The organism is Kineococcus sp. G2 (assembly GCF_037154035.1).
Lineage (GTDB): Bacteria > Actinomycetota > Actinomycetes > Actinomycetales > Kineococcaceae > Kineococcus.
In genome coordinates this window covers 78,010-104,818 of record NZ_JBBBEM010000030.1, presented here as the reverse complement: position 1 = coordinate 104,818, position 26,809 = coordinate 78,010, and the positions used below count along the sequence as shown (strand labels likewise).

The window sequence follows — 26,809 nt, the reverse complement described above, 5'->3', positions numbered from 1 at the left end:
GGGGGGGGCGGTCAGCCGCGGGCGGGTGTCAGCCCCGGTGCGGGCGCGGGGCGCGCGCGGCGACCAGGCGCGCCAGGCGGCGCGCCTCGGCCTGGGCGTGCTCGCCGTCGGAGCGCTGCACGGCCATGACGGCCACGTCCTCGCCGTCGTCGGTGCCCAGCACCAGCCACGGGTCGTCGCGGCCGAAGCGCACCTCGAGCACCTCGTCCCAGCGCACCCGGCGGGTGAGGAGGACGTTGCGCACGACGAGCGCGTCCTCGGTGGGCACCGCCCGCACGGAGACCAGGCGCACCAGCCCCCCGCACAGCAGCACCCCCAGGACCGCGGTGGAGGCGGTGTCGAGCACGCTCCAGCCGGTGCCCGGTTCCAGGGACAGGCCCACGGCCAGCGCCACCAGGACCGCGGCCAGCGCACCGGCCACGACCAGACCCACGGTGCGGGCGCGGCGGGCCCGGAAGGGGGCGTCGTCCACGGCGGGGGTGCGCGCTGCGCGTTCGTCCACGGGGGCGTTCACAACCGGCACGCGTGGATGCTGGTGACGAGGATGGCGCGAGCACCCAGCTCGTACAGCTCGTCCATGACGCGGTTGGTGGCCGCGCGCTGCACCATGGCGCGCACCGCCACCCAGCCCGGGCGCGCCAGCGGCGAGACCGTGGGCGACTCCAGGCCGGGGGTGACGGCGGTGGCGCGCTCGACGAGGTCGGCGGGGCAGTCGTAGTCGACCATCACGTACTGGCGGGCCACGAGCACGCCCTGCAGGCGGCGCACGAGGACGTCCACGGCCGGGTCGGCGGCCGCGCCGGCGCGGCGCACGAGGACCGCCTCCGAGCGCATGACGGGTTCGCCGAAGACCTCCAGGCCGGCGGCGCGCAGGGTGGTGCCGGTTTCCACGACGTCGGCGATGACGTCGGCGATGCCCAGCGCCACGGCGGTCTCCACCGCACCGTCCAGGTGCACCACGTCGGCGTTCACGCCGTGCTCGGCCAGGTGCTCGCCGACCAGGCCGGAGTAGCTGGTGGCGATGCGCCGGCCGTGCAGGTCCGCCACGGAGGAGGCGACGCCGGGGCGGCCGGCGAAGCGGAAGGTGCTGCGGGCGAAGCCCAGTCGCAGGACCTCGTCGGCCGGGGCGCGCGAGTCCAGCAGCAGGTCGCGGCCGGTGATGCCGACGTCCAGGGTGCCGGAGCCGACGTACAGGGCGATGTCGCGCGGGCGCAGGAAGACGAACTGGGCGTTGTTCTCGGGGTCGTCCAGCAGCAGTTCCTTGGCCTCGCGGCGCTGGTTGTACCCGGCCTCGCGCAGCATGGCGCTGGCGGCCTCGGACAGCGAGCCCTTGTTGGGGACGGCGATGCGCAGCACGGGCTTCCTCTCCTCCTGGGCGGCCACCGGTCCGCTCACAGGTGGGCGTAGACGTCGTCGAGCGTGAGGCCGCGCGCGATCATCAGCACCTGCAGGTGGTACAGCAGCTGGGAGACCTCCTCGGCGGTGCGCTCGGCGGACTCGTGCTCCGCGGCCATCCACACCTCGGCCGCCTCCTCGACGACCTTCTTGCCGATGGCGTGCACTCCCGCGTCCAGTTCGAGCACGGTGCCCGAGCCCGCCGGGCGGGTGCGGGCCTTGTCCGTCAGCTCGGCGAACAGGCCGTCGAAGGTCTTCACGTGCGGTGAGTCTAGGCGGTGCCCGCCCCGGCCCGGTGCCGGGCCGGGGCGGGTGGGGGCTCAGGCGGGCGGGGCGACCTCGCGCAGCGCCACGACGGTCTCCAGCGCGGCGAGGACGGCCTCGCGGCCCTTGTCCTCGCGCGAGCCGCGCAGGCCGGCGCGGTGCAGGGCCTGCGACTCGTTGTCGACGGTGAGCACGCCGAACCCGACGGGCACGCCGGTGCTGACGGCCACCTGCGTCAGCCCGGCGGTGGCGGCGTCGCACACGTACTCGAAGTGGGGGGTGCCGCCGCGGATGACGACGCCGAGGGCGACGACCGCGTCGTGGCCGGCGCGGGCCAGGCGCGCGGCGGCCACCGGCAGCTCGAAGGCGCCGGGCACGCGCACCTCGGTGACGTCGGTGACGTGCGAGTCGGCCAGGGCGCGGCGCGCGCCGGCCAGCAACCCGTCCATCACCTCGGCGTGCCAGCGGGCGGCGACCACGGCGACCCTCAGGCCGCTGCCGTCCACCTCGATCTCGGGGCTGCCGTCTCCGCTCACGCTGCTCCTCCGGTGGGTCGTTCCTGCGGGGCGCCCGCGCGCAGGTGCGCGCGCAGGTCGGCGATGGTCAGGACCGGCAGCTCGTGCCGCCGGCCCAGCTCGGTGATCTGCTCCCACCGCGACATCGAGCCGTCGTCCTCGACGAGCTCGGCGATGACGGCCACGGGCGGCAGGCCCGCCAGGCGGCACAGGTCGACGGCGGCCTCGGTGTGCCCGGGGCGCTCCAGGACGCCGCCGGGGCGGGCGCGCAGGGGGAAGACGTGCCCGGGGCGCACCAGGTCGGCCGGGGTGGCGGCGGGGTCGGCCAGCACGCGGGCGGTGCGGGCGCGGTCGGCGGCGGAGATGCCGGTGGTGATCCCGGCGGCGGCGTCGCAGCTGACGGTGTAGTCGGTGCGCAGGGAGTCCTCGTTGCGCTCGACCATGCGGGGCAGGGCCAGGGCGTCGGCGCGCTCGGCGGGCATGGGCGCGCAGAGCATCCCGGAGGTGTGCCGCACGGTCCAGCCGATCCACTCGTCGGTGGCCAGCGCGGCGGCGAGGATCGCGTCGCCCTCGTTCTCGCGGTCGGCGTCGTCGGTGACGAGGACGGGGCGGCCGGCGCGCAGCGCGTCGAGCGCGTCGGCCACGGCGCGCGCGGCGCTCGCGGTGGTCCCGGAGCCCACGGCGCTCACCGCTGCCGCCCCGCGGCGCCGGCGCGCGCGAGCAGGCCGGCGGTGAGGCGCTCGACGTACTTGGCGAGCACGTCGACCTCGAGGTTGACCGGCTCGCCCTGCGCGCGCGCGCCCAGGGTGGTCAGCTCCAGGGTGGTGGGGATCAGGGAGACCTCGAACCAGGGCTCGGCGTCGTCCACGGCGCTGACGGCGGAGACGGTCAGGGAGGTGCCGTCGACGGTGATGGAGCCCTTCTCGACCACGTAGCGGGCCAGGGCGGGCTCGACGCCGATGCGCACCACCTCCCACGCCTCGCCGGGGGTGCGGGTCAGCACGGTGCCGGTGCCGTCGACGTGGCCCTGCACGACGTGCCCGCCGAAGCGGGAGGAGGCCGCCATGGCGCGCTCGAGGTTGACGCGCCGGCCGGGGGCGACGTCGCGCAGGGAGCTGCGCGTGAGGGTCTCGGCCATGACGTCGACGGTGAACACGCCCGGCTCGGGCTGGTCGACGACCGTCAGGCACACCCCGTCCACGGCGATGGAGGCGCCGTGCACGGCGTCGGAGGTGACGAGCGGGCCGCGCACGCTCAGGCGGGCGGAGTCCTCACCGCGCTCGACGGCGACGACCTCGCCGACCTCCTCAACGATCCCGGTGAACACGGGCGACCTCCTCGACGTGGGGCGTGCTGGTGGTGGGCTCGGTGGTGCTGGGCTCGGTGGTGCTGGGCTCGGTGGTGCTGGGCTCGGTGGTGCTGGGACGGGGTGGCGCGGTCGGGGTGCGCGGGCGGGCGGTGACGCGCACGTCCCCGCCCACGCGCAGCACGGCGTCCGGGCCCGGCGCCAGGTCCAGGCGCAGGGCGTCGGCGATGCCGGTGACGCCCAGGTCGGCCACGGCCGCCGGGCCGGCGCCCAGCAGCGCCGGGGCCAGGTAGGCGACGACCTCGTCGACCAGGCCGGCGCGGGCGAAGGCGGCCGCGAGCGCCGGGCCGCCCTCGAGCAGGACGGTGCGCACCTCGCGGGCGGCCAGCGCGGTGAGGACCTCGTGCGGGTCGCGGGTGCGCACGTGCAGCAGCTCGGCGCGCCCGTCGCGCAGGCGGGCACCGGCGGGCAGCTCGCGCAGGCCGGCGACCACGCGCAGCGGTTGCGGGTTGCTCCCCTCCCCCGTGCCGTCGGGTGCGCGCACGGTCAGGGAGGGGTCGTCGGCCAGGGCGGTGCCGGTGCCGACGAGGACGGCGTCGTGCCCGACGCGCAGGCGGTGCACGTCGGCGCGGGCGGGGGCGGAGGTGATCCAGCGGCTGGTGCCGTCGGCGGCGGCGGAGCGCCCGTCGAGGGTGGCGGCGAACTTCCACGTCACCCAGGGGCGGTCGCGGGCCACGGCGGTGGCCCAGCGCTCGTTGAGGGCGCGGGCGGCGTCGGCGAGCAGGCCGACCTCGACGTCGACGCCGGCGGTGCGCAGCAGGTGCGCTCCCCCGGCGGCGGTGGGGTTGGGGTCGAGCTCGGCGACGACGACGCGGGTGACGCCGGCGGCGAGCAGGGCCTGGGCGCACGGGCCGGTGCGCCCGGTGTGGGTGCACGGTTCGAGGGTGACGACGGCGGTGCAGCCGGTGGCGTCGCCGCCGCGGGCGGCGAGGTCGGCCAGGGCGGCGGCCTCGGCGTGCGCGGTGCCGGCGCCGCGGTGGTGGCCCTCGGCGAGGACGCGGCCGTCGGGGCCGAGCAGGACGCAGCCGACGCGCGGGTTGGGCCCGGTGGCCGGGCCGAGGGCGGCCAGCTGCAGGGCGCGGCGCATCGCCGAGGCCTCGGCCTCGTGCCGGTCTGGGTGGGGCACCGCGTTCCTCGCTCTCGCGCCGTCGGGCGGTCCGGGCGAGGGGCGGCGCGGCGAGCGCGCGGGCGCGCACCGCCGTGACGGGTCGCGCGGACGTGCCGGCGCGGCGGGCGGCGCAGTGCCGCCGGTCGCGCGGGCGCGAGCGCACGACCCGCGTGCTGCCTCCCGTCCGGACTCTCACCGTCGGTCCCGGAGTTCCACCGGGTCGGCCCGTCACCGAGGTGGGGGCTCGCGGACTGTCACCGCCGGTTCGGATTTCCACCGACCCCGGAGCACGCGTGTCGTTCGGTCCAACTTCTCTGCTGTGCTGCTGGTCCGGGCGGCCCCCGCGGGGGGCCGCCCGGTCGCGTCAGTGTGCCACGCGGGCGGTGGTGGGGCGTCAGTGCGCGCAGGCGGCGCCGGCCAGGCGCCGCAGCTCCTCCACGGCGCCGGCGGCGTCCTCGGCGCCGTAGACGGCCGAGCCGGCGACGAACACGTCGGCGCCGGCCTCCGCGGCGCGCTCGATCGTGGAGGTGGAGACGCCGCCGTCGACCTGCAGGCGCACGTCCAGGCCGGAGGCGCCGATGGCGGCGCGGGCGCGGCGGATCTTCGGCAGGGTCACGTCGAGGAAGGACTGCCCGCCGAAGCCGGGTTCGACGGTCATGACCAGGAGCATGTCGAACTCGCCGAGCAGGTCCACGAACGGCTCCAGCGGGGTGGCCGGGCGCAGCGCCAGGCCCGCGCGGGCCCCGGCGGCGCGCAGCTCGCGGGCCAGGCGCACCGGGGCGGTGGCGGCCTCGGCGTGGAAGGTGACGCCCTGGGCGCCGGCCTCGGCGTAGGCCGGCGCCCACCGGTCGGGCGCCTCGATCATCAGGTGGCAGTCCAGCGGGACGGGCGAGACCTTCCGCAGCGCCTCGACCACCGGCAGCCCCAGCGTCAGGTTGGGCACGAAGTGCCCGTCCATGACGTCGACGTGCGCGGCGTCGGCGCCGGAGATGCGCTGCAGCTCGGCGGCGAGGTTGGCGAAGTCGGCGGACAGGATGCTGGGGTTGACCTGGATCGTCACGGCGCGACCCTAGCGGCGCCCCGCAGCGCTGCGGCTCACGCGGTCTCGGGCTTGCCCAGGGTCTCGCCCTGCACGGCGGCGTCGCGCTCGCCGGGGGCGGTCAGCACCAGGAACAGCCCGGCGTACGGGCCCAGCCAGACGCCGAAACTGCGCAGGTCGTCCACCCAGCCGATCTCGCCGCCGGTGGAGGCGTCGACGACGGCGTGGCGCGGTTCGAACGCCTCCGAGCGCACGGTGCCCTCGATGGTCTCGCCGGTGAAGTTCAGCACCGTCACCTGCACGGGGGCGTCGGTGCGGGCCGGGTCGCCGTCGTCGAGGCGGTGGACCATGACGAGCATGCCGGGGTGCGCCACGGGGGGCACGTCGATCTGGGTGGCGGCGGCGATGCCGTGCTTGGCGCGGGTGGCCAGCACGTCGCGCAGGCCGGCGACGAAGGACGTCTCGTTCTCCAGCTGCGCGGGCAGGGAGCCGTACAGGGCGCGCCCGCGCGGCATGCCGGAGGCGGAGGCGGTGGCGTCCGGGGCGACGTCCATGAGGTCGTGGGCGCCGCGGTGCACCCAGCGGGTGTCGCCGCCCTCGATGAGGTCGCGCACCTGCTCGGCCGGCACCGGCAGGGTGCCGGTGAGGTCCCAGCCGGACAGGGCGAACACGCCCGGCTGCCAGGCGTTGAACATCGCCAGCAGCAGGTGGGCGCGGCGGATGCCCTCCACGTGGGCCTCGTCGATCTCGTCCAGGGTGCGCAGCTCCTGGGTGGCGGCGATGACCGAGGCGGTGGTGCAGGCGATGCCGTTGGTGGTGAAGACGTGGTTGTAGTCGGCGGCCTCGCCGGTCAGGTGCGCCAGCAGGTCCGCGCGGATCGTCTCGGCCAGCTCCGCGCCGGTGGTCTCGCGCCCGCGGAACGGGTAGGTGTCGGCGGCGTGCAGGGTGGCCCAGTGCACCAGCTCGTAGGTGAGCTCGTCGTGGTTCTGCAGGGCGTGCACGAGGCTGACGGGTTCCACGCCGGTGGCCAGGGAGGTGCGCAGCGTCAGGCGCAGGAACTCGGTGTCGCCGGTGGCCAGGGCGTGGTGGTAGGCGGGGCGGTTGACGAAGTCGTACGACAGGTCCGCGCCGACGCGGCCGGTGTCGCGGATGTCCTCCATCGTCAGGTTCAGCTCCTGGAAGGTGAACCCGCCGACCTTGCGGACCATCCCGGCGATGACGTGGTTGGCCGCGTGCGAGAGGGGGTGCCCCTCGGACCAGGCGGGCAGGCCCTCGGCGGACTTCTCCACGCCCAGGAAGCCGTTGGCGTCCAGGCGCAGCGCGCCGGTGCCCAGGTCGCCCAGGGAGTGCAGGGCGTCGCCGATGACCAGGCGCATCCCGGCGAAGGTGGGGTCCAGCCAGTTGATGGAGGGCTGGCCCTGCTTGAAGTAGTGCAGGTACACCCAGCGGCGCACCTTGCCGTCCACCCCGGTGACGGGGGCGGTGGCCGACCAGTTGGTCTCCTTCACGCCCGGCGCGTAGAAGATCACCCGCTGCAGGGCGCCGATGATGTAGCCGTGCTCGGCCAGCTGCGCCTCGGCGGCGGCGTCGAGGTTGACCGCGTCGCGGCCCTCGGGCACCTCGGGGAGCAGGTGCCAGTCCTCCTCGGGGATCTCCACCATGTGGTAGATGCCGGGGTACTCGCGGTACGCCATCTCGGCCAGGCGGAAGTCGGCGCCCTTGCCGGTGTGCCCGGGCACGATGTCGTCGATGACGCTGCCGCCGTGGCGGTCGGCGACCTCGCACACCTCCCGGAACTCGTCCTCGGTGCCGAACAGGGGGTCGATGTGGGTGCTGATGCGGTCGAAGTGCCCGTCGACGCTGGGGGTCTCGCTCCACCCCGTCAGGCCGCCGGCGCGCTTGACGGGGCCGGTGTGCACCGCGTCGATGCCGATGCGCTGGAACGCCTGCCACAGCTCGTCGCTGCCCAGCGAGCCCAGGAACGACTCCCCCGGGGCGGTGATCAGGGAGATGGGGTAGGCGGTGAACCACACCGAGGCGGTGGCCAGGGCGCGGCGGGCGTCCGGGCGCGCGTACGGGTTGCGCCACATCGCCGGCTGGCCCGACAGCTGCCGGGAGAGCACGTCGGCGTCGGCGAGCATGGACTGCCCCACCAGCCACTGCACGTAGGCGGGGTTGGAGCCGTCGGCGGCGCGCGGGTCGCTGACGCGGCGCCCGCCCGCCTGCCGCAGCTGGGCGCGTGGGCGCAGCCGCCGCGGGCGGGCGGGGTAGCGCTGCTCGTCGTAGGTGATCTCGGCGGCTTCGGCGCCGTCGTGCTCACCGTCCGGCTGACCGGCGTGCTGACCGGTGGGCTGACCGGTGCTCTCGCCCGCCCGGCCGTCGGCGGCCGGGGCGTGGGCGGTCTGGGTGTCGGTCTCGGGCGGCACGGGTCTCCTCCTGCTGGTGCGGTCGGTGTCCCACGCTGCCCACGCCGGGCGCTTCGCGCACCTCGAACCGCGGCGCGCGCCCACCGGGACCGGCCGGGCGGGCTCTCAGGGGTGCGAGGGCGCGAACGGGTACCCGGTGGGGTGCGCGGGCTCGGGGTGGGCCACGTCCGCCGGACGCAGCTGCGCCACGTCGGGCACCCCGGCCTGGCGCAGGGTGGTGACCAGGTCCGCGCGCAGCCGCTCCAGCACGGCGGCCACGCCCGCCTGCCCGTCGGCGGCCAGTCCCCACATCACCGGCCGGCCCACGTGCACCGCGCGCGCCCCCATCGCCAGCGCCGCCACCACGTGCGAGCCCTCGCGCACGCCGGAGTCCACGTGCACCTCCACCTCGCCGCCGACCTCGGCGACGACCTCGGGCAGGGCGCGGGCGCTGGTGATCGAGGTGCCCAGCCGTCGCCCGCCGTGGGTGGAGACGATGACCGCGTCGGCGCCGGCGTCCACGCAGCGGCGCGCGTCGCGGGCGGTCAGCACCCCCTTGACGGCCACCGGCAGGCCGGTCAGCTCGCGCAGCCAGCCGATGGCGTCGGGGGTCAGGTCCTCCGCCGAGCGCAGCGCGTGCGGGCCGGCGGCGGCGCGCTCGGCCTCGGTGAGGTTGACCACGCGGGCCCTGCGGTACGTGTCGGGCCACTCGGTGGGTTCCACACCGGGCAGGGCGGGCGCCAGGGCGGTGGTGTCCACCGTCAGCACCAGGGCGCAGGCGCCGGCGGCGGCGGCGCGCTCGACGAGCAGGCGCGTCAGGGAGCGGTCCTGCATGACGTAGACCTGGTACCACCACGGCGCGCCGGTGGCGGCGACGTCGGCGAAGGTCACCCCGGTGTTGGTGGAGACCCCCAGGACGGTGCCGGCCCCGGCGACGGCGCGGCCGGTGAGCACCTCCCCCTCGGGGCGGGCGGCGACCTGCTGCGCCATGGGCGCCACCAGCACGGGGAAGGACACCGGGGTGCCCAGCACGGTGGTGGCGGTGCTGACGCGGCTGGTGTCGCGCAGCACGGACGGGCGCAGCCGCAGCGCCTCCCACGCCGCGGTGCCCTCGCGCCGGCACTGCCCGTGGCCGGCGGCGGTGGCGAAGTACTCCGCCACGTAGTCGGGCAGCTGCTCGTCGGCGCGGCGGTGGAGGTCCTCGACCCAGGTCACGGCGCTCATCCTGCCGCCGGTCCCGGCACCGGAGCGGCAGGCGCGCCCGCGCCGGGACGTGCGGCGCGTCAGGACGTGCGGCGCAGCAGGGCCACGTGCATGGCGTCGGTGCCGTGGGTGTGCGGCCACAGCTGCACGGCGGCGCCGGCGGCGGCGTGCTCGACCTGCGGGGCCACGCGCGCCAGCACCGCGGGGGTGTCCAGGCGCTCCAGGACCACCCCGCGCCTGGCGGCGGCCTTGACGGCGTCGTCGACGACGAGGCGGGTCTCGGCCAGCACCGGCGAGCAGGTGGCGTACGCGACCACGCCGCCGGGGCGCAGCGCGTCGACCGCCGAGCCCAGCAGCGCGCGCTGCAGCGGGCCCAGCGTCCCCAGGTCCGCCGGGGTGCGCCGCCAGCGCGCCTCGGGGCGCCGGCGCAGCGCGCCCAGGCCGGTGCAGGGGGCGTCGACCAGGACGCGGTCGTAGCCGCCGGGCTCGTCGGCGCCGACCTCGCGGCCGTCGCCCACGCGCACCTCGACCGGGCCCAGCGGTCCGGCCGGCACCGCGGCCAGCGCCGAGCGCACCAGCTCCGCGCGGTGCGGGGCGACCTCCACGGCCGTCAGGTGCGCACCGCGCTGCACGGCGGTGGCGGCCAGCAGCGCGGCCTTGCCGCCGGGGCCGGCGCACAGGTCCAGCCAGCGCTCGTCGCGCCCGTCGACGTCGGCGGCGGCCAGCAGGTGCGCGACCAGCTGGCTGCCCTCGTCCTGCACGCGGGCGCGGGCCTCGCGCACGGCCGGCACCTGGCCGGGGTCGCCGCGCTCGAGCAGCGCCGCGGTGGGCGAGAAGCGGCCCGGGCGCACGGTCAGGGCGCGGTCGTCGCTGAGCAGGTCCGCCGGGTCGGCCAGGCCGGGCAGCGCGGCGAGCGCCACCGCGGCCGGGGCGTTGTCGGCGGCCAGCAGCTCGCCGAGCTCGTCGGCGTCGTGGCCGTGGGCGCGCAGCGCCTCGCGCAGCGCGCGCACCACCCACTGCGGGTGCGAGGTGCGCACCGCCCAGCCGTCGTCGGTGCCCGCCGGCGGGGCGGCCTCCTCCAGCCAGGGGCCCAGTTCGCGGCCGACCGCGCTGCGCAGCACCGCGTTGACCAGCCCGGCCGGGCCGGCGCCCAGCTCCCCGCGCGCGAGGGCCACCGTGGTGGCCACCGCGGCGTGGTCGGGCACCCGCATCGCCAGCAGCTGGTGCATCCCCAGGCGCAGCGCGTCCAGCACGCCCGGGTCCAGCTCGCCGAAGGGCCGGTCCACGACGGTGGCCAGCAGCGCGTCGTAGGTGCCGCGCCCGCGCAGGACGCCGTAGGCCAGCTCGGTGGCGAAGGCGGCGTCGCGCCCGCTCAGGCGCCGGTGGCGCAGCAGCTGCGGCAGCACGAGGTTGGCGTAGGCGTCCTCCTCGTCGACCGCGCGCAGGACGGCGAACGCCACCCGGCGGGCGTCGTCGACGCGGGTGTAGCGGTCCTGCTTGACCCCGCGGCGCGGCGAAGGCCCACCGGGGCTCTCGCGCGCCGGGCCGCGCGAGCCCGGGCGCTCTCCCCCGCGCTCGCCGCCGCGCTGCCCCCCGCGCTCTCCGCCGCGCGGGCCCCGCGAGCCGCCCGGGCCGGCGCGCCCGTCCCGCTGTCCACGCCCGTCTCCGCGTCCGTCTCCGCGTCCGTCTCCGCGTCCGTCTCCGTGCCCGTCGTGCGCCGGTGTCACCGCAGCTCCTCGTCCTCGCCGGGGCGCACTCCGCGCGCCCAGTCCACCGCGGGCATCGCCCGCTTGCCCGCCGCCTGCACCGCTCCCAGCTGGACCGGTCCGTCACCGGTGCCCACCAGCACCCGCTGCTTCTGCACGACCACCCGGCCGGGGCCGGGGTTCTCCCCGGCGACCGGCAGCACGGGGGCCAGCTTCAGCCGCTCGCCGCGGAACGTCGTCCACGCGCCCGGCTCGGGCGTGCAGCCGCGCACCCGGCGGTCGACGACGGAGGCGGGGGCGGACCAGTCCACCCGGGCCTCCTCCACGCTGATCTTCGGAGCGAGGCTGACGCCGTCGGCCGGTTGCGGTACCGCGTGCGCGGTGCCGGCCTCCAGCGCGTCCAGCACGCGCACCAGCAGGTGCGCCCCGTGCACCGCGAGGCGGCTCAGCAGGTCCCCAGCGGTGTCGCGCTCGCCGACCGGCTCGGTGAGGGTGCCGAACACCGGGCCGGTGTCCAGGCCCTCCTCGAGCCGGAAGACGCTGGCGCCGGTGATGTCGTCGCCGGCGGCGATCGCGCGCTGCACGGGTGCGGCGCCGCGCCAGGCCGGCAGCAGCGAGAAGTGCAGGTTCACCCAGCCCAGCCGCGGCACGTCCAGGGCCGCGCGCGGCACCAGGGCGCCGTAGGCGACCACGGGGCAGGCGTCGGGGGCCAGGGCGGCCAGTTCCTCCAGGAAGGCGGGTTCGCGCGGGGTGGCCGGCTGCAGCAGCGGCAGGCCCGCCTCGCGGGCGCGCTGCGCCACGGGTGAGGCGGCCGAGCGGCGGCCGCGCCCGGCGCGGGCGTCGGGGCGGGTGAGCACGGCGGCGACCTCGTGGGAGGAGGCCAGCAGCGCGTCCAGGGAGGTGAGCGCGACGTCGGGGGTGCCGGCGAAGACGAGCCGCACTAGCGGGCCTGGCCGAACGTGGCGTGCGGGGAGACCTTCACCTGCGGGGCGCTCTGGCCCATCCACTCCGCCTCGCGCACCGCCTTCAGCGCCAGCTTGCGCTGCGCCTTGTCGAGGCGGTCGATGAACAGCACCCCGTCGAGGTGGTCGGTCTCGTGCTGGATGGCGCGCGCCTTGAACTCCGAGCCGGTGATCGTGACCGGTTCGCCGTGCATGTCGTAGCCCTTGGCGACCACGTGCAGGGCGCGGCGGGTGTCGGCGACGATGCCGGGGAAGGACAGGCAGCCCTCGTCGCCGTCCTGGCACTCCTCGGAGAGGTCCAGCACCGGGTTGACCAGGTGCCCCAGCTCGCCGTCGGCGTGGTAGGTGAACACCCGCAGGCCCACGCCCAGCTGGGGGGCGGCCAGCCCGGCGCCGGGGGCGGCCAGCATGGTGTCCTCGAGGTCCTTGACGAGCTTGCGCAGCTCCTTGTCGAAGGTCGTCACCTCCTGCGCGCGCTGGCGCAGGACCGGGTCGCCGAACAGGCGGATCGGCTGGACTGCCACGGGGCTCCTCGTCGGGGATCGGGTGGTGCTGGACGTCGGCCGTGCCGGTGCGGCCGTGCCGGGATCGGTCGTGCCGGGGTCCGGCGTGCCGTCGTCCCGGGGCGCGAGCGCGGCGGGACGGGCACGGCCCTCGAGTCTAGGTGCGCGCGCCGACGCCCCCCGACCGGCCACCGGGCACGGTGGGGGCGGGGCGGGCGGCATCATCGTCGGCGATGACCGCGCTGCGCAGCCCCACCCCGGCCCCCCGCCCACCCGCACCCCGGGCGTCGACGTCCGCCGGCCGCGCGCTGGTGGTGCTGGCCGGGGTGCTCTCGGCGCTGCTGTGCGCCTCGATCGGGCTGGGCCACTTCCACCGCGGGGAGGCGACGAACTACGACCTGGGCATCTTCAGCCAGTCGGCGGCCTCGTGGGCGCAGCTGCGGCTCCCCACCTCCGGGGTGCTGGGCGGCACGCCGCTGCTGGGGGACCACTTCTCCCCCGCCACGGCCGTCTTCGGCCCGGTGTGGGCGGCCTGGCCGGACCCGCGCGCGCTGGTGCTGGCGCAGGCGCTGCTGCTGGGGCTGGGCACGGCGCTGGTGGCCCGGTGCGCGGTGCGGCACCTGCCGCTGCCGGGGGCGGCCGCGGTGGCGGCGGGCGCGGCGGTGGCGCACGGGTCGCTGGCGGCGGCGCGCTTCGACGTGCACGAGGTGTGCCTGGCGGTGCCGCTGCTGGCGCTGTGCGCCACCGCCCTGCTCGAGCACCGGCACCGGGCGGCCGCGCTGTGGTCGCTGCCGCTGCTGCTGGTCAAGGAGGACATGGGCGCCACCGTGGCGGTGGTGGCGGCGCTGCTGTGGCTGCGCGGGCGGCGCCGGGCCGCGCTGGCGCTGGCGGCGGCGGCCGTGGCCGGGGTGGTGCTGGCGTTCGCGACGATGCTGCTGGTCGACCCCGCGCACGACCTGAGCCGGCTGGCGGCCTTCGGCGGCAGCGCGCGCACCGCGGCGGCGCCGGAGCCGGTGCCGGCCGGTGAGGCGCTGCGGCTGCGGGCGGTGCTGGTGCTGGCGACCGTGGCCGGTGGTGGGCTGCTGTGGGTGCTCTCGCCGGTGGCGCTGCTGGCGGTGCCGACGCTGGCGTGGCGGCTGGTCTCGGTCACGCCGTCGTACTGGTCGCCGGGGCTGCACTACGGGGCGGTGCTGGTGCCGGTGGCGGCCGTGGCGCTGGTGGACGTGCTGCGCCGGGTGCGCGCCCGCCGGCCGCGGGCGGTGGCGCCGCTGGCGGTGCTGGCGGCGGTGGCGAGCGCGGCCACGACGGCGTGGGTGCTGCCGGTGGCGTCGCTGACGCTGCCGTGGCAGGCGGCCGCGTGGCGGCCGGGCCCGCACGTGCAGCAGGTGCGGGCGGCGACGGCGGACCTGCCGGCCGGCTCGCGCCTGGCGGCGGACAACACCTCCGGCCCGTACCTGCTGGGCGACGCCGGTGGTGGGCACGACGTGGTGGGCTGGTCGGCGGACACGCCGCTGGAGCGGTTGCCGGGCGTGGTGGTGCTGGACACCTCCCGCGCCTCCACGGGCGTCTCGCGCGCGGGGAAGCTGGCGTGGCTGGAGGAGGTCGCGGCCCTGCCGGGTGTGCAGGTGCGGCGCACCGGCGACACGGTCGTGGTCCACCTGCCGGATCGGGGGTGAAGCGCACCCCGCCCGGTGCCGCAGGGACACCGGGCGGGGTGCGGGTGCTCAGCCCAGCGCGGAGAGCGCGGAGGTGGCGGTGTACCGCAGCACCCGCTCGGCGCGCTCGCCGATGCGGCTGCTGCCCCGGGGCCGCTCGAGCTGGTCGAGGAAGCGCTGCAGCTCGCGCCCGGCCTGCTCCGCGCGGCCGCGCTCGAGGTGGCGCTGCGCGTTGCGGGCGTGCGCGCGCAGGGTCTTCGCCACCGGCCCGCTCACCTGACCGGCGTCGGACAGCTGCGCCAGGCGGTTCCCGAGCACCGCGGGGGTCGGGGCCAGCACCTGCGGTGCGGGCACCTGCGTGAAGTCGGTGTCGGAGGCGAGGTAGAAGCCGGGGTGGGAGGGCTGGTTGTAGCCGGTCTGCTGCCGGGCGACCTCGTCGCGGTACTGCGCGTCGTGCAGCAGGGTGCGCACCGCGCGGTCGGTCACCTCGGTGCTGAGGAAGATGCGCAGCGCGGTGCTGTCGGTGGTGCGCAGCACCAGTTCCTCGCGCCAGTCGCCGAGGAGATCGGCGACCAGGGCGGGATTGCCCTTGGTTCCGTTGTTCGTGCGGGTCCCGGTCGCGGTGAGCACGATCCCGCGCTGCCGGTCGCGCACCACGGGGGTGTCCTCGCCGGAACCCTCCACGATCTGCGTGGTGCCGTCGGCTGCCCAGCGGATCGACTGGTTCGTCCCCGGCGTGGTGGGGGCCAGTCGCTCGCCCCGGGCGCTGAGCAGGCCGGAGCCGTCCGTGCCGCCGGGCATCGACGCCCACACCTCGATGCCACGGGTGGCGGGGTCGACGTCGCCGATCATGCCGCGGCCGGTGTCGCGGCCGGAGTAGGTGCCGAAGATCGTCTCGCCGGTGGCGGCGTCGCGCAGCGCGTTGCCGTACGGGGCCCAGGCGCCGCCCTCGTGGACGGTGAAGATCTCCAGGCCGGGGCGGTCGGGGTCGATGTCGGTGACGTGCATGGCGTCGCCGTGGCCGAGCCGGGCGTTCGCGCCGGGGTCGGCCGAGCCCTCGGGCAGGGTGTCGAACGAGGAGTACAGCAGGGAGCCGTCGTCGTCGATGGTGGCGGAGCCGTAGACGATCTCGTGCCGGCCGTCGCCGTCGACGTCGGCGGCGCTGAGGGAGTGGAAACCCTGCGTGGTGAGGGTTCCGTACACCGGGTCGGTGCCGTCGCGCCCGTGGGGGCTGTCGTCGAAGGGGTTGGTCATGGGGGTGAAACCGCTGTCGACGGACCAGCGCCGCGTCAGGTGCTCCCCGTCCCAGTCGTAGGCGACCAGGGCGGTGCGCGTGTAGTAGCCGCGGGCGAAGACCGCCGAGGGGTGCTCGCCGTCGAGGTGGGCGACACCGGCGAGGAAGCGGTCGACGCGGTTGCCCGGTTCGATGCGGGACATGGCGTAGTCGCCCCACATGAGGCCGTCGTCGGTGCGGCCGGGTTCGTACGCGACGGTCTGCAGCTCCTCGCCGGTGCCGGCGTCGAAGACGGTGAGGTACTCCGGTCCGGTCAGGACGAAACCCTCGAACTTCCGCAGCGCGTTGCGGGAGGAGCGGGCGGGTGCGTACACGTCGATGAAGTGGTCGGCCAGCGCGGCGGCGTCGGCCTGGGACAGGGGGTAGGAGTACCTCGGTTCGAGGTCCAGGGCCTCCTCGACCGTGGCCGGCCAGTTCCCGGCGAGGACCTCCGGGTGCGCGTGCCAGCCGCGCAGCACCCCGATGAGGTGCTCGCGGTAACCCGCGGCGCTGAGCCGGTAGTCGTCGGCGTGGGTCACTCCCGCCGCCACGTCCTCGGGCAGCAGGGTGATCGGCCGGGTGCCGGCCGCTTCGCCGTCGACGTAGCGGGTGCTGGAGGTTCCCGGGGCGGTCTTGACCATCAGCTCGGCGCAGCCGTCGCCGTCGAAGTCCTGCACGAGGAACTGGGTGTAGTGGGCGCCGGCGCGGATGTTCACACCGAGGTCGACACGGGCCAGGAGGGTGCCGTCCAGCTCGTACGTGTCGAGGTAGGCGTTGCCGGTGTAGCCGACCTGGGAGACGTCCTTGGAGTTCGAGGGGTCCCACTTCACGACGAGTTCCAGCTGCCCGTCGCCGTCGACGTCCGCGGCGCTGACGTCGTTGGCGGAGTAGGTGTACTCCTCACCCGCCGGGGTGGTGCCCCCGGCCGGTTTCTGCAGCGCCACGTCCAGGGACGCTCCGCCCCACGGGGTCGCCTCCCCCACCGGACCGGCCTCGCGGCCGTCGACGACGGGCACGACGCGGTAGCGCGAGCCCGCGCCGCCGGCGGTGTCCAGCCAGTTCGTGCTGCCGGTGACGGTCGTCACGAGCGCGCCGTCGCGGTAGACCCGGAACCCCGGGCCGCTCTCGCCCGTCGCGGTGGCGCCGGTGACCTCGTGGCCCAGCAGCCGCCACGACAGGAACACGCCGCGCTCGGTGGCGGCCGCGACCAGTCCGCGGTCGAGCCACTCGAGCTGCACACCGGTGGCGGTACCGGTCCGGTCGGGTGGTGGGTTCGCGCCGGCGGTGCCGGTGGCCGAACCCACCAGCAGCGCGGCACCGACACCGCCGCACAGGAGCGCGCGCCCGGGGGTCGCACGTGGGAGAAGCCTCATCGCCCGTCCTTCGTCCGTGGGTGGGCCCGGTCCACGCGACGCCGATGTCGCGAAACGATTCAGCGGCGTACGGCCCTCCCGCTGCGATCGACCGTACGAGGCCACGCAGCGCCTTGGCAAGCGCTTGCCCGGGCGCGACGCGCAGGAGCCCCGCGGACGACGTGCGCCAGCCGACGCCCGGGGAGTTCGGGGCCCCCGCGAGGAGCCCGCCCTCACCTCGCGCGGCCGGTCGAACCGGTCCCGGCGGCGTGCAGGTCGGCTGCGGGTGAGGCGGAGGCCGCGGTGCGCCGGAAACCGCTGGGGCTGAGTCCCCGGACCCTCTTGAACGCAGCGCTGAAGCCGAAGGGGTCGGCGTACCCCACGGCGCGGGCGACCTCGGCGACGGTCGCCGTCGGGCGCTCCAGCAACAGGTCCGCGGCCAGCGTCATGCGCCAGCGGGTCAGGTAGGTCAGCGGCGGCTCACCGACCAGGTCGTTGAACCGCTTGGCCAGCGTCGCGCGCGACACCCCGCAGCGCTCGGCCAGCGCGGCGACCGTCCACGGCGCCGCGGGCTCGGTGTGCAGCAGCTGCAGCGCCGTGCCGGCCACCGGATCGCGCTGCGCCGCCCACCACGTCGGGGGCCGGCCACCGGGGCGGTCGAAGAACTCGCGCAGGGTGCACACCAGCACCCAGTCCAGCAGGCGGTCCAGGACGACCTGCTGACCGGGTGCGTCGACGGCGACCTCGGCGGCGAGGTGGTCCAGCACGGGGTCGACCGAACCACCGGCCGGCGTGCGCAGCACGACGGGCAGCGCCTGCAGCAGGCGGCGGCTGATCTCACCGTGCACCGGGTAGGCGCCGACGACGAGGGTCGTGGCACCGCTCCCGTCCCCGCGCGTCCCGTGCCCACCCGGCGGGCCGGGGTCGTGCCAGCCCAGCCGGTGCCGGGTGCCGCCCTGCTCCGGCGTCGCGCACTCCACCCCGCACTCGACCGGCACCGCCGTCGTGCCGACCTCGTCGACGAAGGTGAAGGTCCCCGGCCCGCGCACGAGCAGGGTGTCGTAGGCGCCCAGCCGCACCGGCGGTTCGTCCTCGGGCACGATCCAGCCGGCTCCGCGCACGACGGTGCACAGGCTCAGCGGCGCCCCGTCGACGAAGTGCAGCGACCAGGGCGGGGTCAGGGTCGTGCTGCCGAACAGCGAGCCGTGCGCCCGCACGCCACGCATCAGGTCGCTGAGCGCGTCCACACCGGCCACCGTAGACGCTCACGCAGGTCCTCCGGCGTCCAGCCCATGGATCCGTCCACGTCGACGGTGTGGGATCGAGGCCGTGAGCAACGCCCTCGCCCCCGGCGGCGGGACGGGACCGGGCTCCGCGTCCACCACCAGCACGGGAGGAGCCCGTCCGTGACCATCGCCCACCCGCCGATCCCGGGCACCGCCCTGTGGGTGCACGCGCACCTGCGCGGCTCGTCCCTCAACGGCCGCCTCTTCCGGGAGGGGGTGCGGGCCCTGTCCGAGCACCGGGACGTGACGACCTCCGACCTGTACGCCCAGGGTTTCGACCCCGTCCTCGGCCCCCGCGACTTCGCCGCCCACGACCGCGCGGACGGCGCCGTCCAGGACGGCGCCGGCGAGCCCGGGAACATCGCCGGACTCCTCGGCGAGGCGTACGCCCGGGGCCGGCTGCCCGCGGACGTGGTCCGGGAACAGGCGAAGCTCGCCGCGGCGGAACTGCTCGTCCTGCAGTTCCCCCTGTGGTGGTACGGGCCACCGGCGATCCTCAAGGGCTGGTTCGACCGGGTCCTCACCGCCGGGTTCGCCCACGGGGACCTCGACCCCGCCTCGGGCGCACCTCGGCGCTACGGCGACGGGGGCCTGGCCGGGCGCAGGGCGCTGGTGGTGGTGACCGCGGGCGAGGACGCGCGCTCCATCGGCCCGCGCGGCATCAGCGGGGACCTGGAGTCCCTGCTGTTCCCCCTCACCCACGGCGTGCTCTGGTACGTCGGCATCGAGACCCTCGACCTGCACGTGGTCCACGACGCCGACGCGCTGGGGGCGGAGGGTGTCGAGCACGAGGTCCAGCGGCTGCGGGAGAGGCTGCGCACCGTCGACACCGAACCGGCTCTCCCGTTCCGCCGGCTGCGCGACGGGGACTACCGCGGGACCCGCGCCCTGCGCGCGGACCTGCTGCCGGGGCGCACCGACCTCGGCATCCACCTGCGCCCACCCAGCTGATGCCGGCCGGGCACCGCCTCGCGGGAGCGGGACACAGGGCCGGCACCTCCCCCAGCCCTCTCCCGCAGCGGCACAGCTCTTCCGGGCGTCCGCGGACTGCGTCCGCCGGCTGCAGCAGGGCCGCAGCCGCCGAGGAGCAGGTGCCCACCGAGATCGGCCCGGGCGCGACGCGCCTGCTGGAACGTCTCCCGGACACCCCGGCGATCGTCTCCGACGCGGTGGTGGGCGACATGCGCAGCCGCAGTCGCCCGCCCTGCACGCGGAAGCCGCGGCCGGCCGCATCCCGGGCGAGGTCGTCGTCCTGCCCGAGCGAGGCCCGAGGAGCCCGCGCGAGGCCGGGGAGCTCACCCGCGCACCGTTCCAGAACCCCGCGCAGTTCCAGAACGTCACGGAGTTCCACGCCTCGCCCGTCCCGGGCGGTGAGGAGCCGGCGCCGTGTCGCCGGCTCAGGCGGTGACGGGCACCTGCTGCCCGGCCAGGTCCAGCTCGCCGTGCGCGACGGCCCAGCGCACCGAGTCCGCCGCCGCGGCCTGCGAGGTGAAGCGCGGCGCGTAGCCGAGCAGGGCGCGGGCCTTGGCGATCGAGGCGCTGTGGCTGCGAGACAGGTGCTCCCAGGAGGCCTGCGCGTGCTCACCGGCCAGCTCGCGGAACTCCTCCCAGTCCACGTGGCGCAGCACCGGCTCGCGCCCGAACCAGCCGGCCGCGGCCGCGGCGAAGCCGCGCACCGTCAGCGCCCGCTCGGAGACGACGTGGAAGCTCTCCCCCACCGCCCGCGAGCGCCGGGTGAGGGCTAGCTCGAAGGCCTGGGCGACGTCGTCGGCGTGCACGTGGTGCAGGGTCTCCAGGCCGAGGCCCGGCACGGGCAGTTCGGTGCCGGTGGCCAGGGCGTGCCAGACGGCGGGGTCGAGGTTGCCCAGCGGGGTGATGACGGGCCAGCCGGCGCCGCTGATGTGACCGGGGTGCAGCACGGTGCAGGCGAGGCCGCCGGCGCGGGTCTCGGCGTGCAGGAGCCGCTCGACCTCCGCCTTCTGCGTGCCGTAGTCGCCGAACGGTTCGCGCGGGTCGTCCTCGGTGAGGGGTGAGGCGGTGGCGGGGCCGTGGACCCAGATGGTGCCGGCGTGCAGCAGGTGCCCGCAGCGCCCGCGCAGCGCCTCGACGAGCTGGGCGGCGGAGGCGGGGGTGAAGCAGACCATGTCGATCACGGCGTCGGGGCGCAGGTCGGCGACGCGGGCGCCGAAGGTGCCGGCGGCCTCCTCGGCGTCGCGGTCGGCTCTCACGCGCTGGACGCGGTCCCAGGCGGGGTGGGGGTGGTAGGGCTCGCGGGTGCCGCGGCTGATCGCGACGACGTCGTGGCCGGCGTGCACGAGGCGGGGCACCAAGTGGGTTCCGACGTGCCCGGTCGCCCCGATGACCACCACGCGCACGACGAACCCCCTGCTCCGGCGGGTACCTCCCGCCGGACGGGATCGTGGCACGGGTGCGCCCTGGGCGCGAACGGACGCTGGAGCTCCGTGGACGTTCACAAAGAACGGCGCGCACCCCGTCGTTCACCGCCGCAGCACATCCGCAGGTCGTCCTGTTGATCGCCTCAGGAGCACGCACCCGTGGTGGTCAGGGGGCCGCCGCCGGTGACGAGCACACCGCACCGGGGCAGCAGTCGGGTGGCAGTACGGCTGCTCATGAGCACGGGAAGGGCCTCAGCGCCCTCGTGGGTCAGGGCGGGGGCTGGCCCTCCTGCCGATCTCCATCCAGCTTGAAGGAGTAGTCACCTGCAGGCGCAACACACCCGTCAGCACCGGCTTCCCTGAAGTTGACCACCTCGTGCCTGACGTGAGGGGCGGCCAGTTCGCCTCGTTCTGCGAAGAACCTGATCATCTTGGGGTCGAGGGCTAGGTTCCGCACGACCTCACAGCCCACGAACACGTAGCTGTCCCCATCCCAACGGAACAGATCCCGACTCGTCAGAGTATTCTGGGTGTTTGCAGGCCACCCTTCGCGGTAGGCGTACAACTCGCGAACACCTGTTCCGAGGCCCCCGTCGCTGGACTCGACCTTCAGGTTCCCGCCAATGGTCCCGAAGTTCTGCACACCCTCCGGGGAGATCGCCAGGACCCACAGGACCCCGGAGTGATTGGTGACCGCGAAGGTTGCGAAGACGTGCTGCAGAGCATCTGTCTCGAGGCTCGTCAGACCGTACCCGGCCAGGAACTCCGACTTCCACAGAATCTTGCCGTCGGCGTCCAGGAACAGGAGCGCAGATCCGTCCGAGGCCTCCGACCCATCCATCCTCCGATTGACGCCGTAGACCGAAACTATCCCCGTCCCGCTCCCGACATCCACCTTGCCGACCAGTTCGCAGTGACGCCCGTCATCCCTGCAAGGCGAGAAGGACTTGACTGCAACATCGAGAGGGGTGTCGGCTGTCGCCCTGTGGACGATCCACCCCAGCAGCGCAGGCAGCACGAGAACAGCCGCTAGGCCGACGTAGAACCTCTTCGACCTTCCTCTGAGCACTGCCCCCTTGTCCGGCATCGCGATGATGGCGGCGGCGATGCCTCCGACAGCGCTCGTGGCAGCGATCACTTTGGCGTCCACTCCGAGCAACCCCATGAGGAGAGCGTTCGAAGTGGCCGCGAGGACGACGAGGCCGATCTTGGGAACCCAAGGGGTCTGAGAGAAGTCCTCATCAGACGTCGCCATGGAGGGAGACTAGCGCCGTTTGAACGGCTGGTGATGCGGAAGCCGCAACGTGCCGCTGGGGCGCTGTTCTCGTGTTCACCGCGACCCCGAGCGCTGACCACGATGAAGAACGACACAGGGCCGCCAGCTCACCCGATCTCGGGCGGGTCCACCCGCACCCGCACCACGGGCTGCTTGCGCACGCTGCGCCCGGCGGTGACGGTCTTGACGGCCTGCGCCAGCTCGGCGGAGGCGGTGCGCGGCACGCGCACGACGGTGCGCACGGCCGGGGCGGTGCCGGGGCGCTCGGGCAGCGGGACGGGACCGAGGACGCGGGCGGCGGCGGCCGGGCCGGGCGGCAGGGCGGCCAGCACGGCGCCGACGGTCTCGGCGACGTCGGCGGCGGCGCCGATGAGGCCGGCGAAGCGGGCGGCGGGCGGCAGGTCCAGCTCGGCGCGCTGGGCGAGCTCGCGCTCGGCGAAGCCGGCGGGGTCCCAGCGCACCAGGGCCTGCACGGCGGCGGCCTGCGGGTCGGCGACGACGACGACGGCGCCGCCGTCGGTGACGGGGCGCACCAGGGCGGCGGCCTCGCACCAGCGGCGCAGCGCCTCCTCCTGGGCGCGCAGGTCCGGGCGGTTCAGCAGGGCCCAGCCGTCCAGGAGCAGGGCGGCGGCGTACCCGCCGGGCGTGCGCGGTTCGGCGCCGGGGGTGGCGATGACCAGGGACGGCTCGGCGGGCACGTCGTCCAGGACTCGGGAGCCGCCGGAGGTGCGCACCTCCACGCCGGGGAAGGCGCGGCCGAGCTCCTCGGCGGTGCGGCGCGCGCCGGTGACGACCGCGCGCAGGCGCGTGTCGCCGCAGGTGGGGCAGGTCCAGTCGGCGGCGGGGCGGGCGCACCAGCGGCAGGCCGCCGGGGCGTCGGGGGCGGTCAGGGCCAGCGGGCCGTGGCAGGCGGTGCAGCGGGCCGGTTCACGGCAGGTGCGGCAGGCCAGGGTGGGCACGTAGCCGGTGCGGGGCACCTGCACCAGGACGGGGCCGCGGCGCACGGCGTCGCGCAGGACGCGCCAGCCGTCGCTGGGCAGGCGGGCGGCGGCGGCCAGGGGGTCCTGCGCGTCGGGGCCGGTGGTGCCGGCCACGACGGTGCGCGGGGCGGTGGCGCGCACGAGCTCGCGGGGGGCGGTGACCGCGCGCGCCCAGCCGCCGGCGAGCAGGACCTGCGTCTCGGCGGTGCGGGTGCGTCCGGCGAACAGGGCGGCGCACCCGGTGGCGCCGGCGCGCAGGACGGCGACGTCGCGGGCGTGCGGGTAGGGGGCGCGCTGCTCGGCGTGGGAGTCGTCGCCGTCGTCGAGGACGGCGATCAGGCCGAGGTTCGGCAGGGGCGCGAAGACGGCGGCGCGGGTGCCGGCGACGACGCGGGCGCGGCCGGTCAGGGCCTGCAGGAAGGCGCCGTAGCGGGCGGCGGGGCCGGCGTCGGCCTCCAGCAGCACGTGCGCGCCGGCGGGCAGGCGGCGGGTCAGGGCGGCGTCCAGGCGCACCAGGTCGCGGTGGTCGGGGACCACGAGCAGGGCGGTGCGCCCGGAGGCGAGGGTGGCGCGCGCGGCCACGGCCAGCGCCTCGTGCGGGTCGGTGCCGGGGGCGAGGGTGGCCACGGCGCGGGGGTCGCCGCCGCCGGCCAGGTGGGTCAGGAACGCGCGCCCGGCGGTGTGCCGGTCCCAGCCGGCCAGGTCCTCGCCGCCGGCGACGGGGTCGGGGACGGGCTCGTGGTGGACCGGCTCGGCGCGCAGGACGGTGTCCTCGGCGCCGGCGTGGCGGCCGGGCACGGCCAGGCGCACCACGTCGGCCAGGGTGCCGCCGTAGTGGGCGGCGACGCGCTCGGCGAGGTCGAGGACGGGTGGGCTGAGCACCGGCAGGCCGGAGACGACGCGCCGCAGCCGCGCCAGCTTGCCGGGGTGCTCGCTGGCGTCGCGGCGGGCCAGGACCCAGCCCTCGACGTCGCTGCCGGCGAACGGCACCCGCACGAGGCGGCCGGGTTCGGCGGTGTGCTCCATCGAGGCGGGCACGAGGTAGTCGAAGGGGCGGTCCAGGTGCGGCAGCGGCACCTGGACCAGGACGCTGGCCACCGGGTCGGTGGCGGCCACGCCCTCCAGCGCCTTGCCGCGGCGCTTGGCCGCCGCGCGCTTCGCGGGGCGGGCGCTGCCCGCGGGCGCGGACGGTGCCGGCGGCGCACCCCCGGTCTCCCCCACGGCCTCCCGCACGGTCCCCGGGTCGGGGCCGGTGGCGGTGCCGGGGGCCGGGCCGGCCGCCGGCCCGCTCAGCTGCCCGCTGCGGCGCGCAGGGCCTCGACGCGGTCGGTGCGCTCCCAGGTGAACCCGGGCAGCTCCCGGCCGAAGTGGCCGTACGCCGCGGTCGGCGCGTAGACGGGCTTGAGCAGGTCCAGGTCGCGCACGATGGCGGCCGGGCGCAGGTCGAAGACGTCGCGGATGGCAGCCTGGATGCGGCCCAGCGCCACCTGCTCGGTGCCGAAGGTCTCCACGTACAGGCCCACCGGGTGCGCCTTGCCGATGGCGTACGCCACCTGCACCTCGCAGCGGCGGGCCAGGCCGGCGGCGACGACGTTCTTGGCGACCCAGCGCATCGCGTAGGCGGCGGAGCGGTCCACCTTGGAGGGGTCCTTGCCGCTGAAGGCGCCGCCGCCGTGGCGGGCCATGCCGCCGTAGGTGTCGACGATGATCTTTCGGCCGGTCAGGCCGGCGTCGCCCATGGGGCCGCCGATCTCGAAGCGGCCGGTGGGGTTGACCAGCAGCCGGATGTCGGAGGTGTCCAGCTCCAGGCCCTCCAGCACCGGCTCGATGACGTGCCGGCGCACGTCCGGGGTGAGGGTCTTCACCAGGTCCACGTCCGGCTCGTGCTGGGTGGACAGCACCACGGTGTCCAGGGTGACGGGGCGCTCGCCGTCGTAGCCGATGGTCACCTGCGTCTTGCCGTCCGGTCGCAGGTAGGGCACCTCGCCCTTCTTGCGCACCTCGCTCAGGCGCTGCGAGAGGCGGTGCGCCAGGTGGATCGGCAGCGGCATCAGCTCGGGGGTGTCGTCGCAGGCGTAGCCGAACATCAGGCCCTGGTCGCCGGCGCCCTGCAGGTCCAGCGGGTCCACCCCCGCCTCGGAGCCGTAGCCCTCCTGGCGGTTCTCCCACGCCTCGTCCACGCCCTGGGCGATGTCCGGGGACTGCGAGCCGATGGAGACCTCCACCCCGCAGGTGCGCCCGTCGAAGCCCTTGGCGGAGGAGTCGTAGCCGATGCCCAGCAGCGTCTGGCGCACGATCGTGGGGATGTCGGCGTACGCGGAGGTGGTGACCTCCCCGGCCACGTGCACCAGACCGGTGGTGACCATGGTCTCCACGGCCACGCGGCTGCGGGGGTCCTGGGCCAGCAGGGCGTCCAGGACGCCGTCGGAGATCTGGTCGCAGATCTTGTCCGGGTGCCCCTCGGTGACCGACTCGGAGGTGAACAGGCGCAGGGAGGTCACGGGGCTCCAGTCTCGGGGTTCTCGGCGGTGGCCCGGGCGGCGGGCGCGGTGGCAGGTGCGGTGGCGGGGGTGATCGCGGTCAGCATAGGCACCAGCGCGTCCCACACCGCGTCGGCGACGACGTCCTTGCTGGCCTCGGGCACGGTGCGCTCGGTGCCGTCGGCGCCCAGGAGCACGACGGCGTTGGTGGCGGTGCCGAAGCCGCGCTCCTCGCCCACCTCGTTGAGCACCAGCAGGTCGCAGCCCTTGCGGGCCAGCTTGGCGCGCCCGTGCTCCAGGACGCTGCCCGTCTCGTCGCCGGTCTCGGCGGCGAAGCCGGCGATGACGGGGCCGCGGGCGCCTCCCCGCGCACCGGCGCGGGCGGCCTCGCGGGCGGCGACGAGCCCGGCCAGCACGTCGGGGTTGCGCTCGAGGACCACCACGGGGTCGCGGGCGGGGTCGTCGGACTTCTTGATCTTGGTGCTGGCGCGGGTGGCGGGCCGGAAGTCGGCGACGGCGGCGGCCATGACGACCGCGTCGGCGCCGCCGGCGGCGGCCGTGACCGCCTCGCGCAGCTCCAGGGCGGTGCCCACGGGGACCACCTCCACGGCCGAGGGCGCGGGCACCTGCAGGTGCGCGGCCACCAGCGTCACGCGCGCGCCGCGGGCGGCCGCGGCCGCGGCCAGCGCCACGCCCTGCCGCCCGGAGGAGCGGTTGCCCAGGTAGCGCACCGGGTCCAGGGGCTCGCGGGTGCCGCCGGCGGAGACGACGACGCGCCGGCCGGCCAGGTCGTGGCCGCGAGAGCCGGAGCCGAGCAGGCGGCGGCAGGCGGCGGCGATCTCGGCCGGTTCGGGCAGCCGGCCCGGCCCGGTGTCGGCGCCGGTCAGGCGCCCGGAGGCGGGTTCCAGCACCGTCGTCCCCCGCGAGCGCAGCAGGGCGACGTTGGCCTGAACGGCGGGGTTCAGCCACATCTCGGTGTGCATGGCCGGCGCCAGCAGCACCGGGCAGGTGGCCGTCAGCAGCACGTTGGTCAGCAGGTCGTCGGCCAGGCCGTGCGCGGCGCGCGCGAGCAGGTCGGCGGTGGCGGGGGCGACGACGACGAGGTCGGCGTGCCGGCCCAGCCGCACGTGCGGGACGTCCTCGGCGCCGGTCCACACGTCGGAGGCGACCCGGCGGCCGGAGAGGGCCTCGAAGGTGGCGCGGCCGACGAAGCGCTCGGCGGCCGCGGTGGGCACGACGGTGACCTCGTGCCCGGACTCGGTCAGCTCGCGCAGCAGCAGCGCCGCCTTGTAGGCGGCGATGCCGCCGGCGACCCCCAGGACGACCCGGCGCGGGCCGCCCGGGGGCGCGGTGGGGCTCACTGCTCGACGGGCTCCGAGGTCAGCATGCCCTCGTTGATCTCGCGCATCGCCACGGACAGGGCCTTCTCCTGCACGTGGGTCTCCACCAGCGGGCCGACGTACTCCAGCAGACCCTCGCCCAGCTGGGAGTAGTAGGCGTTGATCTGCCGGGCGCGCTTGGCCGCGTAGATGACCAGCGCGTACTTGGAGTCGGCGGCCGTCAGCAGGTCGTCGATGGGCGGGTTGGTGATGCCCTCGGGCGACGCGACGGTTCCAGCCACGGTGGGTCTCCTCCGGATCGGGAC

General features: G+C 76.3%; 22 protein-coding genes, 1 pseudogene and 1 riboswitch. Of the genes and pseudogenes, 2 read left to right on the top strand and 21 right to left on the bottom strand.

The annotated features are described in order from the left end of the window. Positions 1-28: 28 nt before the first annotated feature. The 13 genes and pseudogenes from V9U69_RS06515 to def form a co-directional block, all read right to left on the bottom strand. A complete protein-coding gene (locus V9U69_RS06515) occupies positions 29-523 on the bottom strand; it encodes a PH domain-containing protein (protein WP_337060585.1) in 495 nt (164 codons plus the stop codon). Beyond that, the gene (hisG, locus tag V9U69_RS06510) at positions 511-1,356 is read right to left on the bottom strand and encodes an ATP phosphoribosyltransferase (protein ID WP_442907637.1); all 846 of its coding nucleotides are present in this window, start codon (positions 1,354-1,356) and stop codon (positions 511-513) included. Before hisG ends, V9U69_RS06515 begins: the two co-directional genes overlap by 13 nt. 35 nt (positions 1,357-1,391) lie before the next feature. Next, positions 1,392-1,655: a phosphoribosyl-ATP diphosphatase gene (locus V9U69_RS06505; RefSeq protein ID WP_166612831.1), complete on the bottom strand. Its 264-nt coding sequence runs from the start codon at positions 1,653-1,655 to the stop codon at positions 1,392-1,394. Between the two features lie 60 nt (positions 1,656-1,715). Further along, positions 1,716-2,195 carry a 6,7-dimethyl-8-ribityllumazine synthase gene (gene ribH / locus V9U69_RS06500; protein ID WP_337060581.1) on the bottom strand — a complete coding sequence of 160 codons (480 nt, stop codon included), beginning with the start codon at positions 2,193-2,195 and terminating at the stop codon, positions 1,716-1,718. A 38-nt stretch (positions 2,196-2,233) separates the two neighbouring features. Then, positions 2,234-2,818: pseudogene (gene ribB, locus V9U69_RS06495) on the bottom strand (3,4-dihydroxy-2-butanone-4-phosphate synthase); the annotation flags it as partial. A 41-nt stretch (positions 2,819-2,859) separates the two neighbouring features. After that, positions 2,860-3,501 (bottom strand): riboflavin synthase, encoded by a 642-nt coding sequence (locus V9U69_RS06490; protein WP_337060577.1) that lies wholly within the window; start codon positions 3,499-3,501, stop codon positions 2,860-2,862. Then, positions 3,482-4,627: a bifunctional diaminohydroxyphosphoribosylaminopyrimidine deaminase/5-amino-6-(5-phosphoribosylamino)uracil reductase RibD gene (gene ribD, locus V9U69_RS06485; protein WP_442907635.1), complete on the bottom strand. Its 1,146-nt coding sequence runs from the start codon at positions 4,625-4,627 to the stop codon at positions 3,482-3,484. The genes V9U69_RS06490 and ribD overlap by 20 nt, the downstream gene beginning before the upstream one ends. Positions 4,628-4,814: 187 nt before the next feature. Next, a riboswitch (FMN riboswitch) is annotated at positions 4,815-4,943 on the bottom strand. 99 nt (positions 4,944-5,042) lie between these two features. Next, the gene (gene rpe / locus V9U69_RS06480) at positions 5,043-5,708 is read right to left on the bottom strand and encodes a ribulose-phosphate 3-epimerase (protein ID WP_337060573.1); all 666 of its coding nucleotides are present in this window, start codon (positions 5,706-5,708) and stop codon (positions 5,043-5,045) included. A 35-nt stretch (positions 5,709-5,743) separates the two neighbouring features. Then, a complete protein-coding gene (gene treS / locus V9U69_RS06475; RefSeq protein ID WP_442907634.1) occupies positions 5,744-7,978 on the bottom strand; it encodes a maltose alpha-D-glucosyltransferase in 2,235 nt (744 codons plus the stop codon). Between the two features lie 240 nt (positions 7,979-8,218). Then, positions 8,219-9,307, bottom strand: a complete 1,089-nt coding sequence (locus tag V9U69_RS06470) for an alpha-hydroxy acid oxidase (RefSeq protein ID WP_337060570.1) — start codon at positions 9,305-9,307, stop codon at positions 8,219-8,221. A gap of 68 nt (positions 9,308-9,375) precedes the next feature. Then, positions 9,376-10,755, bottom strand: a complete 1,380-nt coding sequence (locus tag V9U69_RS06465; protein WP_337060568.1) for an RsmB/NOP family class I SAM-dependent RNA methyltransferase — start codon at positions 10,753-10,755, stop codon at positions 9,376-9,378. A 263-nt stretch (positions 10,756-11,018) separates the two neighbouring features. Beyond that, a complete protein-coding gene (gene fmt / locus V9U69_RS06460) occupies positions 11,019-11,942 on the bottom strand; it encodes a methionyl-tRNA formyltransferase (RefSeq protein ID WP_337060567.1) in 924 nt (307 codons plus the stop codon). Beyond that, a complete protein-coding gene (gene def, locus V9U69_RS06455) occupies positions 11,942-12,487 on the bottom strand; it encodes a peptide deformylase (RefSeq protein WP_337060565.1) in 546 nt (181 codons plus the stop codon). Before def ends, fmt begins: the two co-directional genes overlap by 1 nt. Before the next feature lie 212 nt (positions 12,488-12,699). On the opposite strand from def, the gene V9U69_RS06450 reads away from it, so the two are divergent. Further along, positions 12,700-14,142 (top strand): DUF2079 domain-containing protein, encoded by a 1,443-nt coding sequence (locus V9U69_RS06450; RefSeq protein ID WP_337060563.1) that lies wholly within the window; start codon positions 12,700-12,702, stop codon positions 14,140-14,142. Between the two features lie 48 nt (positions 14,143-14,190). On the opposite strand, the gene V9U69_RS06445 is transcribed toward V9U69_RS06450, so the two are convergent. Both V9U69_RS06445 and V9U69_RS06440 read right to left on the bottom strand, forming a co-directional pair. Then, the gene (locus V9U69_RS06445; RefSeq protein WP_442907623.1) at positions 14,191-16,767 is read right to left on the bottom strand and encodes a rhamnogalacturonan lyase; all 2,577 of its coding nucleotides are present in this window, start codon (positions 16,765-16,767) and stop codon (positions 14,191-14,193) included. Positions 16,768-16,979: 212 nt separating this feature from the next. Beyond that, the gene (locus V9U69_RS06440; RefSeq protein ID WP_337060560.1) at positions 16,980-17,993 is read right to left on the bottom strand and encodes an AraC family transcriptional regulator; all 1,014 of its coding nucleotides are present in this window, start codon (positions 17,991-17,993) and stop codon (positions 16,980-16,982) included. 159 nt (positions 17,994-18,152) lie between these two features. On the opposite strand from V9U69_RS06440, the gene V9U69_RS06435 reads away from it, so the two are divergent. Then, positions 18,153-18,983, top strand: a complete 831-nt coding sequence (locus tag V9U69_RS06435; protein ID WP_337060559.1) for an NAD(P)H-dependent oxidoreductase — start codon at positions 18,153-18,155, stop codon at positions 18,981-18,983. Between the two features lie 446 nt (positions 18,984-19,429). Here the strand turns inward: V9U69_RS06435 and V9U69_RS06430 are convergent, their stop codons facing one another. The 6 genes from V9U69_RS06430 to rpoZ form a co-directional block, all read right to left on the bottom strand. After that, entirely contained in the window at positions 19,430-20,407 is a 978-nt protein-coding gene (locus tag V9U69_RS06430) for an NAD-dependent epimerase/dehydratase family protein (protein ID WP_337060558.1), read from the bottom strand. A gap of 289 nt (positions 20,408-20,696) precedes the next feature. Beyond that, positions 20,697-21,683, bottom strand: coding sequence for a hypothetical protein (locus V9U69_RS06425; RefSeq protein WP_337060557.1), 987 nt, complete (start codon positions 21,681-21,683; stop codon positions 20,697-20,699). A gap of 128 nt (positions 21,684-21,811) precedes the next feature. Further along, positions 21,812-23,905: a primosomal protein N' gene (locus V9U69_RS06420; RefSeq protein ID WP_337060556.1), complete on the bottom strand. Its 2,094-nt coding sequence runs from the start codon at positions 23,903-23,905 to the stop codon at positions 21,812-21,814. 68 nt (positions 23,906-23,973) lie between these two features. Beyond that, positions 23,974-25,185 (bottom strand): methionine adenosyltransferase, encoded by a 1,212-nt coding sequence (metK, locus tag V9U69_RS06415; RefSeq protein WP_337060554.1) that lies wholly within the window; start codon positions 25,183-25,185, stop codon positions 23,974-23,976. Further along, a complete protein-coding gene (coaBC, locus tag V9U69_RS06410; protein ID WP_337060552.1) occupies positions 25,182-26,525 on the bottom strand; it encodes a bifunctional phosphopantothenoylcysteine decarboxylase/phosphopantothenate--cysteine ligase CoaBC in 1,344 nt (447 codons plus the stop codon). Before coaBC ends, metK begins: the two co-directional genes overlap by 4 nt. After that, positions 26,522-26,785, bottom strand: coding sequence for a DNA-directed RNA polymerase subunit omega (gene rpoZ / locus V9U69_RS06405; protein WP_308220271.1), 264 nt, complete (start codon positions 26,783-26,785; stop codon positions 26,522-26,524). The genes coaBC and rpoZ overlap by 4 nt, the downstream gene beginning before the upstream one ends. Between the last annotated feature and the right edge of the window lie 24 nt (positions 26,786-26,809).